This window comes from Alteromonas sp. 4NH20-0104 (assembly GCF_057547795.1).
Window position 1 is genome coordinate 40480 of the sequence record NZ_BAAJLP010000035.1, and the last position, 18054, is coordinate 58533.

Genomic DNA, 18054 nt, shown 5'->3' on the forward strand with positions numbered 1-18054 from the left:
GCAACCAAGGCTGGCATCTTTTTAAACAGGCAAATGGCACTTGCTTTGGTTTGTGCCATACTAGATGCAAATGTAGTATTTTAAGTCCTGTTATTCATGTTCAATCAGAAATTAAAAGCGGAAATTGCCAGCCTCCAGGCTGAGCTTAATCAATATAAGCGTGCCTCGAACAACCTTAAGAACGATCTTTTATATTGGCAGTTAACGCCTGCTGGCGTGGTGCAGTCGAGCGGCAGTAAAAATGAAAGTGTGCTGGGGTCTCGGTCGGGCAGAATGGCGGGGGAGCCTTTTACGGCAAATGTTGCCGATAAGGACCTTAAGTCCAAGTCGTTTCGTTATCTGTCTGATGCTATCAAAAGTCAGCATCACTGGACCGGCAGTATTAATTTAAAGGCCGCTGAAACAGCCACCAGCGTGCAGCTTATTATCCAACCTCATTATACTGCTCAGGGGGTGTGTGATCACATCGATGTATTTGGCACCCGCCTGGAAGTAGATACTCAGTCTTCTCTGAGTAATGAGGATATTCTTCAAGCCCTTGACCGCTCCATGGCTATTATTGAGTTTGAGCCTGGCGGAATTATCATCAAAGCCAATTCATTGTTTTTACAAACCACCGGTTATTCGCAGGATGAAATCCGAGGTAAACACCATCGTATGTTTTGTCCACAGGTGGTCAGTGATGCACCGGATTATCAACAAACCTGGGATGCTCTGGCCCGTGGTAAATTTATTTCCGGGCGTTTTGAACGAGTCGATAAGCATGGTAATCCGGTGTGGCTTGAGGCGTCGTACAACCCGGTGATTGATGACGACGGCCAGGTGTACAAGGTGATTAAATTCGCCAGCAACGTAACTCAACAAGTAGATAATGAACGGCGAGTGAAGGAGGCTGCAGAAATGGCATCGTCGATGTCTGCCGAGACCGGCTCACAAGCCGATCGCGGTCAGCAACTGATGACTGAAACGGTGGCCTCGCTGGCTTCACTAACTGAACAAATGACGAAAGCATCAACCGAAATCAGTGAACTGGAACAACAATCCTCAGAGCTGAATAAAATGGTCAGTGCCATTAGCGCCATCGCCGATCAAACGAATTTGCTGGCACTTAATGCTGCTATCGAAGCGGCGAGAGCCGGCGACCAGGGCAGGGGATTCGCTGTGGTTGCTGATGAGGTGCGGGAACTGGCGTCTCGCACCACCGAATCTACCAAAGAGATCATGGCCGTGTTTTCTCGCAACGACCAGTCAACCAAGCATGCTGTGAGTACCATTAAACAGGGGCTGGAAACGTTAGATGAGGTAGCTCAGAGCGTGGCAGAAACTAAAACCTCGATGAGTGAAATTGCCTCCGGCTCAAAACAAATCATCAGTGCGGTAGACAAGCTATCCAGGCGTTAATAATTACCGGGTTACTTTCACCCGGGTTTGAGGGTTCAACTGTTCGCGGCTGATATGGCGGGTGGCCAGCCAACTCTCATTGGTGCGCTTAACCAAGACTACTTTATCGCCGCACAGCAAACGTTCACTGGCTTCCATCGGCTGAACCTTAATGTTCAGCAGTTGGTGGTTTTGATCAAAGACCGTCGCACGGACTTCAGCGCCCAGAAACTCGCTGTAACCCACGATGGTGGCAATACGCCCGGCATATTCTTCATTTGCAAGCAGGCTGTTATAGCTGCGTAAATGTGGTGCCAGATGATGAATAACCACCGCAGTAGCAGTAGCTGCAACTACCAGCGTAACAGGAAACAATAGGGCCTGAGGGGCATAAGCCTGCCAGTAGGCAAAGTACAAGCGCTGGATCAGCATACCGCTGGTGCCAAACGTGATAAAAAACACCATAAACCAGAAGACAATGGTTACTTCGTATAACCGCAGTGTTTGCGGAACAAAGTGATATGGGGTAATTTCCGGCCGACCGAATTGCTGCGGCATATCCAATAAACCTAAAAACGATTTGCCGCGCAGCAGAAACAAGCTTTCTATGGTACACAGCATTAACCCAACGAGAATGGGCACGCTGTAGATAAAATAAGCCTGGGTAAACAGAAACACCGACATTGTCTCCTTCCCTGATGTCGCGATCGTCCTAAAAAGTAGGGTGTGAAACCGGATACTCAATCCACACCCCTTTGTTTATAGCACATCATTTGTAAACCGCCAGTCCGGCTATACCACTAAGGTCTTGTTGTCGGGTATCTGCCAGCTGGTTAGACTCTGAGTTTTAGTAAACCGGAATAGTGCAGATGGCGATCAGTAAAGGTTATAAAGCATTGCTGGATGAGGCGATGCAGCAAATAAAAACAATCCCGTTGGAAGATGCCAGGGAGCTGTATGAGTTAAGTGAAGCCTGTTTTATTGATATCAGAGACATTCGCGAGTTAGAGCGTGATGGTATGATCCCGGAAGCGGTTCACGCGCCGCGTGGCATGCTGGAGTTTTGGGTTGATCCGGACAGCCCTTATTATCGTGAGGTGTTTGGTCAGTCTGGCCCGTTGATTTTGTATTGTCAGTCGGCCTGGCGTTCTGCGCTGGCCACACTAACACTGCAGCAAATGGGCATGGATAACGTTTGTCACTTAGAAGGTGGTTTTAAAAACTGGATGGGTGCAGGCCTGCCGGTTGCCGACAAACGCGCAGTCAGTCATTAGTTGCCGAGCTTGGTGCTCAGCAACCTGTTAGTAAAATTAGTGCTGGTGACCGCCTTGCAGCGCGTCGCCATCACTGTTGTAGTAACCGGAAGCCCCTTTTTCAATAAACCCCTGGTGGACCATTCTGGTTAAAAACGGGTCGGTATGGTCATCGCCTATATCTGCAAAATCGGTGCTTTGATAAGCGTAGCGCGCAGCAAAAAACTGCTCAATTTGTTGTTTATCAAACTCAGTGTTTGTGAGTGTCCAGTGAACTGACTGGTGAGCTGATTCTGCCTTGAATGAAGTGGCCAGTTTGAGTGCGGGCTGCCAAATCAAGGTGATTCTGGTGCCATTATCCTCTCGTTCAAAAGTAATTAATGTATTACAACCACTGCCAGTCCGGCTGGTCTCTGTCATTGTGGCAATGAGTTCATCGCTGAATAACTGATTGCGGAAAGACCAGTTTGTTTCGCTTTTACCGTGCACTTTTTCTCCAGGCTGATATTCAATGGCTCTGGCATGCGCATCAAAATAGCGGGTAGGCTTGATCAGGGAAGTATTTACCTGCTCCCAGGCTTCAGTAATTTGTGTTTGGGGATAGCGGTGAGCGACTACCCTTTCGTTTCGCCACAGTTCGAGTAGTTTTTGTTGGTCACCCCGGGCGTTGTGAGTCTCTACGGTGTAGCGTGCTACCAGGGCGTTAGCATTGTTTTCACAGCTCTGTGCAAAGCTCAGTGGGGCAAAACAAAAGGCGAAAAGCGTAAAAATCGTTTTGTACATCTTAGGTATCTCTTTTTTAACCAAAGTAGGGCAACCTTACGGTTGCCCTGTGGCATTTACCGTCGTGGATTATTCCACTTCGTTGTTGGCTTGCTCAACCATGTCACCAGCGTAATCCATTACATGGAAAATCACGCTTTGTTCGTTGGTACCATTCACCAGCCAGGCACCCGGACCCTTGGCGTAAATCCCAACATCCTCACCAGCATGGGTTTCAGAGCCTAACGGTACCAGCGCTTCCTGGTGATAACCGGTAGTAGTGGTATCCACACTGGTAAGGTCCATACGTCCAGTATTGATGTTCAGGCTGTACACTGCGTCAGCGTCTGTTTCATTCCCCAGATTCTGGAAACCAAAACCGTTAGTGTAGCCCAATGTGGTATAAGGCATATCATCAGCAGCCAGCGCGGGCTCATCTGAACCAACGTTCACTACTTTACCCAGAATGGGATTTCCACGCTTAGGATAGCCAGCAATGGTAAATACATGGCTGTGGTCGGCGGTTACAATAATCAACGTATCGTCATCACTGGTCATGGCATCAGCCGCAGCAACGGCGTTCGCGAACTCAATGGTATCCGTTAGCGCATTATAGGCACTGCCAGCATGGTGGCCATGATCAATGCGGCCTGACTCCACCATCAGGAAGAAGCCGTCCTGATTATTATCAAGGATTTGAATGGCTTTTTCGGTCATTTCAGACAGTGAAGGTTCACCGGCCACATCGTTGGCACGATCGGCTTCATATTGCATATGAGACTCATTAAACAGGCCAAATACACGTTCTGTGGTTTCGGTGCTCAGACCATCGAAGCCGCTCTGATCGAATACATAAACACCATTGGTGTACATGGATTGCCATTCAGCGGTTAGGTCGCGGTTATCAGTACGATCGCCTTCTACTGCACTAACGGCATCCGCGCTGTTAAATGCGGCATCGCGTGGCAGGAAATGACGACGACCACCACCGAAAACAACTTCAATGCCATCTACATCAAGGCCGGCAAATCGTGCTTCCAGGTTACTCTCAAAATTGACCAGCTGATCGGCAATGTCGGTACAGCCGGCGGTCACAGCCTCTGCAGGCATGTCAGATACATCTTCCCAGTTACGATCTGCTGATTTGGCGTAAGTCGCTGCGGGCGTTGCGTGGGTGATCCGCGCCGTTGAGATTACACCGGTTGATTTGCCCGCAATTTCCGCCAGTTCCAGTGCTGTAACTAACTCGTTTCCGGCCACAGTGGAGCAGTCGCCACGCTCTATGTCTTCATCAACACCGATAACACCCACATCGGTTTTTACACCAGACATCATGGCGGTCATGGTACCAGCGGAATCGGGGGTCTGTGCATCCACGTTGTAGGTTTTCGCTAACCCTGCAAACGGAAAGTTGTCAAAACTCAGTTTGTTTTCTTCTCCGTCCAGACCTTTCATCTGACCATCTAAAATACGTGCAGCGGTTACGGTAGAGACACCCATACCATCACCCACAAATAAAATGACGTTTTTAGCCTGTCCACGCATTTCAGTAACGGTGCGTTGCAGATTTTCTTTGGACGTTACTACGACTTTGGCTGAGCTGGTGCTGTTAGTCGTTAACGCGCCGGTGGCTTCCAGCCATACGGTTTTGTTGGCTTCTACTTCGGCAGCTGCTGCTACAAACCAGTCATTATTGAGTGAGGTAAGCAGCTCTGAATTGCTAACTTCGGTTGAAGCCGGCACACATACGTAACTGGTGGATTCAATTTCGTCACCGGTAAGTGCGCCATCGCTGTTGGCATCCAAACCAGAGTCAATTTGCACACCGCTGTTAGGGCAGTTTGTATCACCTACAGCAAGAGCTGTCTGGATCACCAGACTATTGAGTCCGTTAGTGCCATCCTGACCGTCTGCGCCATTTTGACCATCGGCACCATCGGTACCAGCAGTACCGTCAACACCATCGATACCATCTACACCGTCACGCCCGTCGTCACCGTCGAGAGAACAAGCGCTAAGCCCCATTATGGCTACCGCCACTAAACTTAATTTAAATAAATTCATTATGATTACTCCGCTTATTCTTCTACCAGATCCAGTGCCTGATTAATCAGGTGGAACACGACGTTTTGTTCAACTACGCCCTGGACAAGTTGACTGCCCGGGCCCGAGGCATGCAGTGAAATGTCTTCACCAGCATGGGTTTCTGAACCCAAAGGAATAAGGGCTTCCTGGTGATAACCAGAAGCTTCGGTATCAACGTTTGTAATATCCATGCGGCCCGTATTGGCAGTATAAGCATAGATTGCATCGGCATCTGTTTCGTTACCCAGGTCTTGGAAACCCAGACCGTTGGTGTAACCCAGCGTGGTGTAAGGCATGTTATCAGCGGCCATTGCTGGCTCATCAGAGCCAACATTTACCACTTTACCCAGAATAGGGTTACCGCGTTTAGGGTAACCAGCAATGGTAAATACGTGGCTGTGGTCAGCGGTAACCAGAATAAGCGTGTCTTCAGGATTTGTATTTTCGTAGGCAGCCTTTACTGCCGCTTCAAATGCCAGGGTGTCTGTCAGGGCATTGTAGGCACTGCCAGCATGATGCCCATGGTCGATACGGCCAGACTCCACCATCAGGAAGAAGCCTTTTTCATTATTGTCCAGAATATCGATGGCTTTTGTGGTCATATCAGCTACAGATGGCTCGCCGGCCACATCATTAGCGCGGTCTGCTTCGTACTGCATGTGTGATTCATTAAATAAACCAAATACACGTTCGGTACTGGCAGGGTCAATGGCGTCAAAGCCTGCCTGATCGTATACATAGACACCATTTTCGTACATATCCTGCCATTCTGCAGTCAGATCGCGTGAATCGGTGCGATCGCCTTCTACCGAGCTAACGGCATCCGGGCTGTTAAACGCAGCATCGCGAGGCAGGAAGTGACGACGACCACCGCCGAAAGCAACTTCAATACCGTCTACATCTATACCTGTGTAGCGATCTTCCAGATAGTTTTCAAAATTAACCAGTTGATCGGCAATGTCTTTACAACCTGCAGTTACTGCAGCTTCAGGCATGTCTGATACATCTTCCCAGTTACGATCGGCAGACTTTGCATACGTAGCTGCTGGTGTAGCGTGGGTAATACGTGCGGTAGAAATGATGCCGGTTGACAAGCCTTTAATTTCGGCCAACTCCAGTGCGGTAATCACTTCGTTACCTGCCACAGTCGAGCAGTCGCCACGCTCAATGTCTTCGTCAACACCAATCACGCCTACGTCGGTTTTTAAACCCGACATCATGGCGGTCATGGTACCGGCTGAATCAGGGGTTTGTGCATCCACGTTATAAGTTTTCACCAACGCGGTGTACGGAAATTCTTCAAAGGCCAGGTAACCTTCTTCACCCATCTCTCCGGCCATCTGACCTTTTAAGATACGTGAAGCGGTGAGAGTGGAAACCCCCATGCCGTCACCCACAAATAAAATAACGTTCTTTGCCTTAAACTTGCTGTTTACTTCAAGTTTTTGTGCAATTTTAGATTGAGCGTCAGTAAACCACGCGCTTTGTGCCTGAGAATCAGGCAGAACATCAGCGTGCAGTCCTGAAGAAACGGCAAGGGCTATCGCACTTGCTGCGGCTTTCAAGATCAATTTCATTTTTGTATTCCCAATTATGACATTTTATATTTTTTGTCATGCAAACCAAGGGTTGCTTAACGAGGTTTAATCAACGCGGCTGGACGGTTGTGCAGGTTGTAAACTACACAAAGCGTTGATTGAAAATTAGCCTAATCAGGATGTGTGAAGGATAGTTGACCTATAAATGAAGGTTTGTTGTCAGAATGGTGATGTTAATGTTGCAGAAAAGTTACCCGCTAAGCGTAAACTGTCGCTTTTCAAGGCGCACGTCAACCGGACTAACTCTTAACACGCTGCCCTGGGTATACCAGTCGCCTACTACGATACGGTGGGCGGGCTTGCCGTTAACGGTAAGCGAGTGAATGTTGGGCCGGTGAGTGTGGCCGTGGATAAGCTGCTGGACATTGTGTTTTACCATAACGTAAACCACTTCATCGGGGGTGACATCCATAATCTCAGCGGTAAGGTTTTGCTGGTTTTTCTGGCTAGTCTTTCGTCCGCGCTGAGCCAGCTTACGACGTAACCACAGCGGTAGAGCACCTACCAGGCGGGGCCACCACCATCCTCGGGCTTTCTTTCTGAATTTCTGATACTCAATATCCAGAGTACACAACTCATCGCCGTGCAATAGTAGTGTAGGGGTGCCGTAAAGGTCGATAACCTGTTGTTCAGGCAGCAGGGTCATACCGGCTTTGTCGGTCCAGCCCTGGCGAATAGCGAAGTCGCGATTGCCGTGAATAAAATATACCGGAGTAGTAGCCGACAGCGTTTTAAAAGCACTGGCCACGCGTTCAGACAGTGGCGTGATATCATCGTCACCCAACCAGAACTCAAACAGATCGCCGAGCACGTACAGTGCTTCCGCCTGCGGGGCATCCTGCTTAAGAAAGGTGAGTAAACACTCGGTGATGTCATCACGCTCAGCGCTTAAATGTATGTCAGCAATAAAGTAAGTAAACGGCATTAATTATTAGCTTTTAGGCATTAAAAAGGGAGCCTGCAGACTCCCCGGAGCGTGTTCAGTGGTCAGGCTGCAAAGTGCAGATTATTCACTAATCACAGCTTTTTCGATGATAACCGCTTCAACCGGCACATCCTGATGATAACCGTAATTACCGGTTTTTACATTTTTAATTTTTTCAACCACATCCATGCCTTCGGTCACTTTACCAAATGCACAGTATCCCCAGCCATTCATGCTTTCGCTGCTGAAGTTGAGGAAGTCGTTGTCTTTTACATTAATAAAAAACTGCGCAGTGGCTGAGTGAGGGTCGTTGGTACGGGCCATAGCAATGGTACCGGCTTCATTGGCCACACCGTTGTTCGCTTCATTGTCGATTGGTGCTTTGGTGTCTTTTTGTTCCATATCCGGGGTCATACCGCCGCCCTGGATCATAAAGCCATCAATCACGCGGTGAAAAATGGTGTTATCGTAAAAACCTTCCTGCACATAAGACAGAAAGTTCTCAACCGTTTTTGGTGCTTTATCGGCATACAGTTCCAGGGTAATGTCGCCGTGATTTGTTTTAAACGTCACCATAATGTTTAACCTTACCTTAATTTAGTTTAGTTTTTGGCTATATAGACCGCTAATGGTAGCCCAAATGCCAGAATGCGAAAACCCCTCTTAAGTACCTAATTGTTTATTCACCTGAAAATGCACCCATTACTGGTGCCAGAGCGTGGTCAGACGATAATTACAGTGCTAAACTTCGCCACCCAAACCGGTTTATGAGGAAATTAGGATATGTTGCAACTGTTTAACACCAAAACCCGTCAGAAAGAGCGTTTTCAGCCGCTGGTAGAAGGGAAGGTGGGACTCTATGTTTGTGGCATAACTGTGTATGATCTCAGCCATATGGGCCATGCCCGTACCTATCTGAGTTTTGACGTACTGGTACGCTATCTGCGCCACCTTGATTATGATGTAAAGTATGTACGTAACATCACCGATGTAGACGATAAAATTATCGCCCGCGCTAATCAAAACGGTGAAACAACTGAAGCGCTTACCGAACGCACCATTGGCATGATGCACGAAGACTTTGCGGCGCTAAATCTGGTTGAGCCTGACATCGAGCCGCGAGTTACCGGGCATATGGCTGAAATTATCGACGTCATCGAAAAGCTGGTGGCAAAAGGGTATGCCTATCAGGCTGAAAGCGGTGATGTGCTGTTTGATGTAAGTAAGTATGATGAATACGGCAAACTGAGCCGTCAGAATCTCGAGCAGTTACAGTCTGGTGCCCGGGTAGAAGTGGCAGCGGGCAAAGACGATCCGCTGGATTTTGTGCTGTGGAAAACCGCTAAGCCAGGGGAACCCGCCTGGTCTTCGCCCTGGGGCGAAGGTCGTCCGGGCTGGCACATTGAATGTAGCGCGATGAACCATAAGCATCTGGGTGAACATTTTGACATTCATGGTGGCGGTTCAGACCTTATTTTTCCACACCATGAAAATGAAGTGGCGCAATCCTGCTGTGCTTTTGATACACCGTATGTGAATACGTGGATGCACACGGGAATGGTGCAGGTAAACGACGAGAAGATGTCTAAATCACTGGGCAATTTCTTTACCCTGCGCGATGTGCTCGGTGAGCACGACGCGGAAATCCTGCGCTTCTTTTTAATGTCGGCGCATTATCGTAGCCAGTTAAGCTACTCACAGGATAATATCGATCAGGCGAAAGCAGCGCTGGAACGTTTATATACTGCTCTGCGCGGTGTTAAAGTCGACAGCGTAACCGACCTCAGTTACGGCGGTTACCTGGAGCGTTTCGAGCAGGCAATGAATGACGATCTGAACGTGCCGGAAGCTTATTCAGTGTTGTTCGATTTAGCCCGTGATTTAAATAAGCATAAATCACAGGGTGATGCCGGTGCTGAAGAAGCCGGTAAGCTTGCTGCCCTGCTTAAAGGTATCGGTGGGATCCTGGGTTTCTTACAGCGCGATCCGGAAGCATTCATGCAGTCGGGCAACGACGATGACGTAGCAGAAATCGAAGCACTTATTAAGGCGCGTAATGATGCCCGCGCGGCCAAAGACTGGGGGGCGGCCGATGCGGCGCGCGACAAGCTTACAGCCATGGGGATTGTGCTGGAAGACGGTGCCGGTGGTACTACCTGGCGCCGTCAGTAATAGTAAAGGGCTGATAACCCAATTCGTCACCCCCGATAAAAAACGTCTTCATCTCCGGCCTTCCTTCGTGACACAGGCTTGGCCGGTATGATCACTCCCATTTCGTCATCCCCGCATGCTTCCCCATAGTCATCCCCGCATGCTTCCCCATCGTCATCCCCGCACGTTGTTAGCGGGGACCTCAATACATGTTATTGGGGAGTCTAAATATCCGCCTCTGATAACGTCCTGACTAAACCTCCACAATCAACAATAATGTTGCAGCAGTTGCTGCACCCATCACCAGGTTGAAGCCGCGCTGCCGACGAGGATTATTCAGCCATACCCGCAACCTGGCGCCGGTGCCTGCCCATAGGGAAATCGCTGGTAACCCGAGCAGTGCAAAAGCCAGCATAATCATCGCGCCGGATTCAACGTAGTTGTTGCCGGGTTGGCTAAAGGTGCTCACACTACCCAGTGCCATCATCCAGGCTTTGGGATTAACAAATTGAAACAGTGCTGCCTGCCACCAGGTGAATGGTTGTGTTGATTGCCTATTATCACTATGAATGCCGGTAACCGGACCCGAGGCAATTTTGAAAGCCAGCCAGATTAAGTATGCCGCACCGGCAACATTCAGCACAGAATACATTAGCGGATAAAGCTGAAACAACACACCCAGCCCCAGCAGTACACTGAGCAATAACATCGCTACACCAAATACAATTCCCAGCATGTGCGGTAACGTGCGGGTAAAGCCAAACTGTGCCCCTGATGCCAGCAGCATCATATTATTGGGGCCGGGAGTGACTGAGGTAATAAAGGCAAAGGTAGCAATGCCCAGCAATAATGATGTTTCCATAATATGCTCCCTAGGGGGTGAATAGTCAGATTTATAATCAGCATCCGCTGTACACATAGCATGCGGTATCCTTCTGTACTTAGTTAGATGCAAAAGGTACGTTGTTTAGCCATACAGTTTGTGAGTTTGCCTGGCTGTGTGGTGCAAATTGCGTCAATCTGTATGGGTTATTGTTAAAAAGTACTGATATATTGGATATTGTATGGTTTTAACGGTAACGGGCACTTTGATGAGCAGATATTTACACTTGGCCACCCGCCTCAGGGAACACATTCAGATGGGCTATTTTGCGCCCGGCGATAAGCTGCCTTCTGTTCGGCAACTGGCGGGTGAACACGGGGTTAGCATCTCAACCGTGCAGGAAGCTTACCGAGTGCTGGAACAGGATGGCCTGGTTGAGGCGAAAGCCAAATCCGGCTATTTTGTGGCCCGCGCCAAAGAACGAATTGCCCGGCCTAAGGAATCGAAGCCACCCCAGCGGCCCATGGACGTGTCACTGTGGGAAGATGTACTGGCCATGCTGATGGGCCATGGTGTGGATGCCAGCTGCGAGTTTCAGCATGCCATGCCGGATATGAGTTCCTCTACTCTTAAGCCGCTGCTGAAAAACATTTACGAACTCAACAGACACCGTCCGCAGGATGGCATGTCTTACGGCCATGTGCAGGGCGAACTAGGCCTCCGTGAACAGCTTGCAAGGCTTACCGCCACCACCGGGTGTCAGCTTGATGCCGAAGACTTTGTAGTGACCTCTGGTTGTCAGGAAGCGCTTTCGGTTTGTTTAAGAGCGGTAGCGCAAAGCGGAGATGTGATTGCGGTGGAATCACCGGGCTTTTACGGTGCCATGCAGGCTATCAAAGCGGCTAATTTAAAAGCGCTGGAAATTCCCACCGACTCCCGTGATGGAATGAGTATTGAGGCGCTCAAGCTGGCCATGGATCAATGGCCGGTGAAAGCCATTTTGGTTACCCCTACGGTGAATAATCCCCAGGGCTACGTGATGCCGCTTGCGAAAAAACAGGCGCTGTATCAGCTGGCACGAGAATACGATATAGCGATAATCGAAGATGATATTTACGGTGATATCGCCTTTGAATATCCGCGCCCCAAAACCATTAAATCTTTTGACGAGGATGGTCGGGTGTTGTTGTGCTCGTCTTTCTCTAAAACCCTGGCTCCGGGCTTTCGGGTAGGGTGGATTGCGCCGGGGCGGTATCGTGATAAGGTCACCCACATCAAATATGTCAGCAGTTCCATGTGCCCCACATTGCCACAACTGGCAATTGGTAATTTTATTCGCCAGGGCGGTTACGACCGGCATTTACGGTCGATGCGGCAATCTTACCGTAAGGCCAGAGATGCCATGCTAAAAGGAATTGAACAACATTTTCCGGCACACACCCGGGTGAGCTTTCCGGAAGGCGGTTTTATCTTATGGCTCGAGTTACCAGAAGGCTATGATGCGGCCAGGCTGGCAGAGCTTGCCAAACAGCGGGGGATCATCCTGGCGCCGGGTCAGATGTTCTCCGCTACCGGAAAATACCGCAACTGTTTACGCTTTAACTATATAGACCGCGATCTGGCTACCCGTGAACAGAGTATAGCGGTATTGGGAGACATTCTGGCTGCTATGGCTAACAGCAAATTGGAAACTGCTTAACCCTGGCGGCCATACCAGCGCCTGGTTCGCTGGCAGTACTGGTTAAACTCATCACCAAACAGCTCAAGCATAAAGCGCTCTTCAGGGATAATCTGGAACCGCTGTAAATAGGCCATAGTGAGAAGCGCGAATACTAACCCGCTGGCATCGCGAACAATAAATGCCGCACCTGCCACGCCAACAACCAATCCTAAATACATGGGATTACGGGTGTAGGTAAAAATGCCACCGTCTACCAGGCTACTGGCATTTTGCGGTCGGTGGGGATTTACGGTGGTGCGCTGCTGCCTGAAAGCCACCACACCGGCCACGCCAATTAAACCGCCGGCGACAAACATCACAAAACCAAAGGGGCGTAATGGGTGGGGCAGCGGCATCACATCAATACTGGCGCAATACCAGGTTAGCAATAGGGCGGCAATAAATACCACCACCGGCGGAACTTTGAGCTCAAGGTGCTTTAACATCGGAATCGTCCACCACCGGCTTTAATTTTGCTTCTTTCTTCTGCTGCTGTTTCTCAATCAGCTGCGACTTCCAGCGCTGTTGTGAAACATGCCCCTTGATTGCCTCGATACACTCATTGACCACCAGTAAAAATTCTTTATCCAGGTTTTGTTCCTCCGGCGTAAAGTCTTTCAGGCCGGAGCTCACGAAATCCTCGATGTCCCTGGCTTCTAAGTCGGTTAGCAGGTTAACGATGGACGCGGTAACGATATCGGTGACTGCGCTTTCCAGGGTATTTTCAATAGTACGGCCTACCACAGGTACATAGGATAAAGTGGAGACCTGAGCGTTATCGCGGACGGCTTTACCAACGCTTTCTTTGACATGGCGGCGAATGACATCACCGTGCTGGCTGTCATTAATTGACTGGCCAAGGTGGTTTACAATGTTGGAAAGCCAGGAGCTGATCACCGGTCGGCGCGGGGCAATAACGTTTTGAGTGATGTCGTCAATCAGAGGAGAGCCGGCCGCGATGTCCTGTTGCGCATCGGTAAGTACCTTTACCACAATACGATCACTTAATTCTTCAACAAACACGTCGTAATAAAAAGCAAAGAACCGATAGATCCCCGTATCGTTCAGGTCGATAATCTGATTTTTATGCAGTCGGTAGAGGATTGAGAATATCCGCAGAAAACGGAATATCCGGGTACCGCCTAGGGGAATGCAACCGACTAAATCGTACCAGCGTAAAAACGGGAAAAAATACCAGCGCAGGTATTCCTCGGTTTTAATGGCGACAATCCAGCGCACAAAAAACTCGGTTAAGAAAATGGTGATAAAAACCAGATCGACCAGAATAAAGTTGCGGTGGATAGGGTCGTAAAAACTGACAAACGCCGGCGACCAGGCGCTTAATGTATCGCGAATAAAGGCTGTGTTATACAAGCCATCAAACAGTAAAAACAGCAGGTTCAGCAGCAACAGCCCCAACATCACGATGTCGAGCAGTAGCCAGGGGCCCTCGTGGCTGTTGCGCAGGTTTTCCCGGTTTATCCTAAACATGGGCCCTCTGTATAGTTGGCGTTTATCCTAAATTGCGTAAGCGTGTCACATCCACGTGCAGGGTCAGTTTTTGCCCTGGCTGTAAGTACTTCTTCGGGTTCAGGTTATTCCATTTGGTAATGTCACTGGTGCGCAGATTAAACTTTTGCGCAATACGGGCCAGTGAGTCACCGCGCTTTACCGTGTAGGTGAGCGTGCGCATGATGGCATCGCGCTTTTGCTCATCACTGGCTTCATCCACCCAAATCACCAGAGTTTTTCCCGGCATGAGCGGATCGGTAGGCGCCATGCCATTCCATTTTGCCAGCGAACGGGTGCTTATTTTATATTTACGGCCAATATCCCAAAGTGTATCACCGGCGGCCACTTTATGCGTGAGCTGGTAACTGCCTCGTTTCTGGTTTTGCGTAGACGCCAGACGCTGATCCTGAGACAACGTGTAAGCATCCAGTTTTTTAAGCGCAACCGGCACCATCAGATGATCGCCAATGCGGATCATGTTGTTTTGTATATCGTTGATGCTTTTTATTACATCAACGGTGGTGTGATATTCCTTGGCCAGTTTCAGCAAGCTGTCGCCGGACTTCACCTCATGACGCACCCAGTTCAGGCGTTCTTTACGGTCGACCTGGGCGAGTTGGGTAGTAAAGCCTTCTGCTTTATCCAGCGGTAATACCAGGCGGTGTGGACCATCCGGATCGGTGGCCCAGCGGTTATAGCCAGGGTTAAGAGCATGCAGTGATTTTAACTCCATGCCAGCCAGTTCGGCCGCAAAGGCGAGGTCTAGCTGTGAACCGGTATCTACCGTAGCAATGACCGGGGCATTGTCGATTTCAGGCCAGCTGAATTCATAATTGTCCTGATGTTTTAAAATGTCTGCCAGTGCAAGCAGCTTAGGCACATAAGCGCGGGTTTCACGCGGTAAATCAAGCGACCAGAAGTCAGTTGGTTTACCGGCTTTCTGGTTGCGTTTAATCGCTTTGCCCACGCGGCCTTCACCGCTGTTATAGGCAGCCAGAGCGTGCAACCAGTTGCCGTCAAACATCTTGTTCAGGTAAGTCAGATAATCTAACGCAGCATCGGTGGAGGCAATGACATCACGACGGCCGTCGTACCACCAGGTTTGTTCAATACCGAAGCGTTTTGCCGTGCCGGGAATAAACTGCCACATGCCGGCAGCACGACCGTGGGAATAAGCAAATGGATCGAAGGCGCTTTCTACGATAGGCAGCAATACCAGCTCTAAGGGCATTTCGCGGGCTTCAATTTGCTGGATAATATAGTAAAGGAAAGGTCTGGCCCGTTTTGAGACCCGTTCCATATAGGCCGGGTGCTTTAAATACCAGTCGCGCTGAACCGCCACCCGTTTGTTAGCTGGCACCTCAAAAGCAAATTGATTACTGGCTCGTAACCACAGGTTTTCAATGACAACCGGCTCAACGGCTTCCTCAACCGGGGAAATTTCGACTTCAACCTCTTCGGTTGGGTGCATCACTTCAATAACGCCTTCATTGGCCAGTTCGCAATCGGCCTGATCGTTAATATTAGTGTGAGCAATCTCGCAGGTTGAACGGTTGTCCTGCAATTCAGTCTCGGCTTGCTCGGTTTGCTCAGTTAACTGACAACCACTGAGTGAAGCAACAACGATAAGATGAAGCGCAGACAACTTTAATTTCATTGAGAAACGAACCCTTAGGTAATTCAACAGCCTACCAGTGTACGCAAATTCGCGTCTCAATGCATCCTGTTGAAACTAATACTATAGGCGACACAGTCGCCCAACCACTCTATCAACAGTCAGAAATTATCTTTCCATTGTCTCAGATGAGTAAAGACGGCAATTTCGTCAATAAGTTCCGCACCTGAGTGGCTGGCGACCGAACTTTTTATAGTCGGTGAGTCGCAACGTAAGAAAGGGTTTATGTCTAGCTGCGTACTTAACGTAGTAGGCAGGGTAGGAGTGTTTTGTGCGCGAGTCTCTTTTACCCAGCTATCATAGGTTTGCAGTGCCTGATTTTCAGGTTCTGCCGCCAAAGCAAAATTCACATTTGCCTGAGTATATTCATGGGTACAGTAAATTACGGTAGAGGCTGGCAAGCGTTTGATTTTATTCAGTGAACGGTGCATCTGGCCCGGTGTGCCCTCAAATAATCGACCGCATCCTGCAGAAAATAGCGTATCACCACAAAAGAGTGCGTTATGGCCCAGAAACGCGATATGATCAAGAGTATGACCGGGAAGCTCGAGCACATTAAATTCACAACCAATCAGAGGCAGTTTCACCAGGTCGCCCTGGGCTACAGATTTTGTGATACCGCTAATATGACCGCCGCGAGGGCCAATTACCGGTAAATCCCGCACCGCGGTACTGAGTTTAGTAATTCCACCAGTATGATCAGGGTGGTGATGGGTAATTAAAATGGCGGCCAGTGATACGTTATTGGCTTTACAAAACGCCAGCACCGGATCAGCATCTCCGGGATCAACGACAACGGCATATTGCTCGTTGTGCAAACACCAAATATAGTTGTCGTTAAAAGCGGGGATCGGCGTAACTGAGATAGTTGCCGGAAAACTGTCGGTAGGCATAGTCCAGTCCGTAAGTTGTACATGGTTGTTTAGATACTATAAAGTTGTGTGGTTGCATGCAATACATGCGGTCAGTTAATCCGGGCAGTTTATACACATCAGGCGTTTATGAAATCAGCGTTTCACCCCAAACCATTGCGTTACCCACAAAGCTGGTCTGAATTACCGGGGGGCGAAGAATTAAAACAAGCTATCGAAGGTGTTTGTGATGAATTAAGCCAACGGGTGTTTGGCTATAACATGGTGAAACTGGGCAATCTGAGCAGTGAAATAGGCCTGCCGGGCTCCGCTATTCGCCATCATGTGGCGCAAACACAGATCGCAGTAAAGGGCAGCACCCTGATATCTTATTCGGATAATTTGCCCTACATCGAAAACAGTATTGATGGTTTCCTGCTAGCAAACGAACTGGATTTTGCTCAGGACCCCCACGAAATATTACGCGAAGTAGACCGCACCGTTACCGCCAATGGTTATGTGATCATCAGCGGCTTTAATCCATACAGTCTTACCGGCCTTGCCCGGTTTTTGCCGATAAAAAAAGGTAATATCCTGCACCAGGCCCGCTTTTTCTCAGCCGGTCGGATTAAAGACTGGCTGCAACTGCTTGGTTTTGAAATTGTTGAACACCGGCATATTTTGTTTTCCATGCTATTTGCCAGTCATAACAAAGGTCAGCCCGCAGCCTGGCAACAATGGTGCAGTCGTTACTGCCCGTGGTGTTCATCGGTATACGTATTGATGGCACGAAAACGCACTATTCCAATGACCACGGTTAAACCCAAATGGAAGGTCAAACCGCGTTTCTCCGCGGTGGGGGCGAGTATGCGCGATGCCGCGTCCCGGGTTACTCATTCCTCGAATCGTTGAGTGAAGGAATAAATACTCTAGTCATCCCCGCATAATACAACTCGTCATCCCCGCGTGCTTTTGGGCGGGGATCTGCTGAAAAGGTTTTTTAAGCTAAGTAAGATTTCCTGGGAGATTCCGGCTCGGAGGCCGGGATGACGGAATATTATTTGCGCGGTATGAAACTGTATTGTTAACCTGTCATCAACGCACAACACAGCCCCATCATCCCTGCATAAACAACCTCGTCATTCCCGCATAATACAACTCGTCATCCCCGCGTGCTTTTGGGCGGGGATCTGCTGAAAAGACTGATTAAGCGAAATAAGACTTCCTGGGAGATCCCGGCTCGGAGGCCGGGATGACGAAGTATTAATGTGCGCATAAAACAACCTCGTCATCCCCGCGTGTTTTTGGGCGGGGATCTT

16 protein-coding genes are annotated in these 18054 nt (G+C 49.2%); 5 read left to right on the plus strand and 11 right to left on the minus strand.

What is annotated here, in order from left to right; all coding sequences use genetic code 11:
- The first annotated feature begins 96 nt into the window (after window positions 1–96).
- Complete coding sequence (locus AC27IB_RS20195) at window positions 97–1401, plus strand: methyl-accepting chemotaxis protein (protein WP_296050210.1); 1305 nt, start codon at window positions 97–99, stop codon at window positions 1399–1401.
- A gap of 3 nt (window positions 1402–1404) precedes the next feature.
- On the opposite strand, the gene AC27IB_RS20200 is transcribed toward AC27IB_RS20195, so the two are convergent.
- Window positions 1405–2064, minus strand: coding sequence for an OB-fold-containig protein (locus AC27IB_RS20200; protein ID WP_296050208.1), 660 nt, complete (start codon window positions 2062–2064; stop codon window positions 1405–1407).
- 185 nt (window positions 2065–2249) lie between these two features.
- Here AC27IB_RS20200 and AC27IB_RS20205 point away from each other — a divergent pair, with 185 nt between their 5' ends.
- Window positions 2250–2654, plus strand: coding sequence for a rhodanese-like domain-containing protein (locus AC27IB_RS20205; RefSeq protein WP_296050207.1), 405 nt, complete (start codon window positions 2250–2252; stop codon window positions 2652–2654).
- A 36-nt stretch (window positions 2655–2690) separates the two neighbouring features.
- On the opposite strand, the gene AC27IB_RS20210 is transcribed toward AC27IB_RS20205, so the two are convergent.
- The 5 genes from AC27IB_RS20210 to AC27IB_RS20230 all read right to left on the minus strand — a co-directional run bounded on the left by AC27IB_RS20210 (window position 2691) and on the right by AC27IB_RS20230 (window position 8579).
- A complete protein-coding gene (locus AC27IB_RS20210; protein WP_487123184.1) occupies window positions 2691–3416 on the minus strand; it encodes a hypothetical protein in 726 nt (241 codons plus the stop codon).
- Window positions 3417–3485: 69 nt separating this feature from the next.
- Window positions 3486–5459 carry an alkaline phosphatase gene (locus tag AC27IB_RS20215; RefSeq protein WP_296050205.1) on the minus strand — a complete coding sequence of 658 codons (1974 nt, stop codon included), beginning with the start codon at window positions 5457–5459 and terminating at the stop codon, window positions 3486–3488.
- 14 nt (window positions 5460–5473) lie between these two features.
- A complete protein-coding gene (locus AC27IB_RS20220; protein WP_296050204.1) occupies window positions 5474–7057 on the minus strand; it encodes an alkaline phosphatase in 1584 nt (527 codons plus the stop codon).
- Window positions 7058–7268: 211 nt separating this feature from the next.
- Window positions 7269–8003 carry a UDP-2,3-diacylglucosamine diphosphatase gene (lpxH, locus tag AC27IB_RS20225; RefSeq protein WP_296050202.1) on the minus strand — a complete coding sequence of 245 codons (735 nt, stop codon included), beginning with the start codon at window positions 8001–8003 and terminating at the stop codon, window positions 7269–7271.
- An 81-nt stretch (window positions 8004–8084) separates the two neighbouring features.
- Window positions 8085–8579 (minus strand): peptidylprolyl isomerase, encoded by a 495-nt coding sequence (locus AC27IB_RS20230; protein WP_296050201.1) that lies wholly within the window; start codon window positions 8577–8579, stop codon window positions 8085–8087.
- 207 nt (window positions 8580–8786) lie between these two features.
- Between AC27IB_RS20230 and cysS the strand changes: the two genes are divergently transcribed.
- Window positions 8787–10175 (plus strand): cysteine--tRNA ligase, encoded by a 1389-nt coding sequence (gene cysS / locus AC27IB_RS20235; protein ID WP_296050199.1) that lies wholly within the window; start codon window positions 8787–8789, stop codon window positions 10173–10175.
- Between the two features lie 232 nt (window positions 10176–10407).
- Here the strand turns inward: cysS and AC27IB_RS20240 are convergent, their stop codons facing one another.
- Complete coding sequence (locus tag AC27IB_RS20240) at window positions 10408–11016, minus strand: LysE family translocator (protein ID WP_296050197.1); 609 nt, start codon at window positions 11014–11016, stop codon at window positions 10408–10410.
- Between the two features lie 229 nt (window positions 11017–11245).
- On the opposite strand from AC27IB_RS20240, the gene AC27IB_RS20245 reads away from it, so the two are divergent.
- Complete coding sequence (locus AC27IB_RS20245; protein WP_487123188.1) at window positions 11246–12676, plus strand: aminotransferase-like domain-containing protein; 1431 nt, start codon at window positions 11246–11248, stop codon at window positions 12674–12676.
- On the opposite strand, the gene AC27IB_RS20250 is transcribed toward AC27IB_RS20245, so the two are convergent.
- The 4 genes from AC27IB_RS20250 to gloB form a co-directional block, all read right to left on the minus strand.
- Entirely contained in the window at window positions 12673–13143 is a 471-nt protein-coding gene (locus AC27IB_RS20250) for a methyltransferase family protein (protein ID WP_296050191.1), read from the minus strand. The genes AC27IB_RS20245 and AC27IB_RS20250 overlap by 4 nt on opposite strands.
- On the minus strand, window positions 13127–14188 hold the full coding sequence (locus tag AC27IB_RS20255) for an ion transporter (protein WP_487123190.1): 1062 nt from the start codon (window positions 14186–14188) through the stop codon (window positions 13127–13129). The genes AC27IB_RS20250 and AC27IB_RS20255 overlap by 17 nt, the downstream gene beginning before the upstream one ends.
- Before the next feature lie 22 nt (window positions 14189–14210).
- On the minus strand, window positions 14211–15866 hold the full coding sequence (locus AC27IB_RS20260; RefSeq protein ID WP_487123192.1) for a lytic transglycosylase: 1656 nt from the start codon (window positions 15864–15866) through the stop codon (window positions 14211–14213).
- Between the two features lie 119 nt (window positions 15867–15985).
- A complete protein-coding gene (gene gloB / locus AC27IB_RS20265) occupies window positions 15986–16777 on the minus strand; it encodes a hydroxyacylglutathione hydrolase (protein WP_296050184.1) in 792 nt (263 codons plus the stop codon).
- Window positions 16778–16885: 108 nt separating this feature from the next.
- Here gloB and AC27IB_RS20270 point away from each other — a divergent pair, with 108 nt between their 5' ends.
- Window positions 16886–17647, plus strand: coding sequence for a methyltransferase domain-containing protein (locus AC27IB_RS20270; protein ID WP_296050182.1), 762 nt, complete (start codon window positions 16886–16888; stop codon window positions 17645–17647).
- Window positions 17648–18054: the final 407 nt, after the last annotated feature.

Coding starts and splice junctions, on each gene's coding strand:
- AC27IB_RS20195 (WP_296050210.1), top strand. CDS start 97: ATGTTCAATCAGAAATTAAAAGCGGAAATTGCCAGCCTCCAGGCTGAG.
- AC27IB_RS20200 (WP_296050208.1), bottom strand. CDS start 2,064: ATGTCGGTGTTTCTGTTTACCCAGGCTTATTTTATCTACAGCGTGCCC.
- AC27IB_RS20205 (WP_296050207.1), top strand. CDS start 2,250: ATGGCGATCAGTAAAGGTTATAAAGCATTGCTGGATGAGGCGATGCAG.
- AC27IB_RS20210 (WP_487123184.1), bottom strand. CDS start 3,416: ATGTACAAAACGATTTTTACGCTTTTCGCCTTTTGTTTTGCCCCACTG.
- AC27IB_RS20215 (WP_296050205.1), bottom strand. CDS start 5,459: ATGAATTTATTTAAATTAAGTTTAGTGGCGGTAGCCATAATGGGGCTT.
- AC27IB_RS20220 (WP_296050204.1), bottom strand. CDS start 7,057: ATGAAATTGATCTTGAAAGCCGCAGCAAGTGCGATAGCCCTTGCCGTT.
- lpxH (WP_296050202.1), bottom strand. CDS start 8,003: ATGCCGTTTACTTACTTTATTGCTGACATACATTTAAGCGCTGAGCGT.
- AC27IB_RS20230 (WP_296050201.1), bottom strand. CDS start 8,579: ATGGTGACGTTTAAAACAAATCACGGCGACATTACCCTGGAACTGTAT.
- cysS (WP_296050199.1), top strand. CDS start 8,787: ATGTTGCAACTGTTTAACACCAAAACCCGTCAGAAAGAGCGTTTTCAG.
- AC27IB_RS20240 (WP_296050197.1), bottom strand. CDS start 11,016: ATGGAAACATCATTATTGCTGGGCATTGCTACCTTTGCCTTTATTACC.
- AC27IB_RS20245 (WP_487123188.1), top strand. CDS start 11,246: ATGAGCAGATATTTACACTTGGCCACCCGCCTCAGGGAACACATTCAG.
- AC27IB_RS20250 (WP_296050191.1), bottom strand. CDS start 13,143: ATGTTAAAGCACCTTGAGCTCAAAGTTCCGCCGGTGGTGGTATTTATT.
- AC27IB_RS20255 (WP_487123190.1), bottom strand. CDS start 14,188: ATGTTTAGGATAAACCGGGAAAACCTGCGCAACAGCCACGAGGGCCCC.
- AC27IB_RS20260 (WP_487123192.1), bottom strand. CDS start 15,866: ATGAAATTAAAGTTGTCTGCGCTTCATCTTATCGTTGTTGCTTCACTC.
- gloB (WP_296050184.1), bottom strand. CDS start 16,777: ATGCCTACCGACAGTTTTCCGGCAACTATCTCAGTTACGCCGATCCCC.
- AC27IB_RS20270 (WP_296050182.1), top strand. CDS start 16,886: ATGAAATCAGCGTTTCACCCCAAACCATTGCGTTACCCACAAAGCTGG.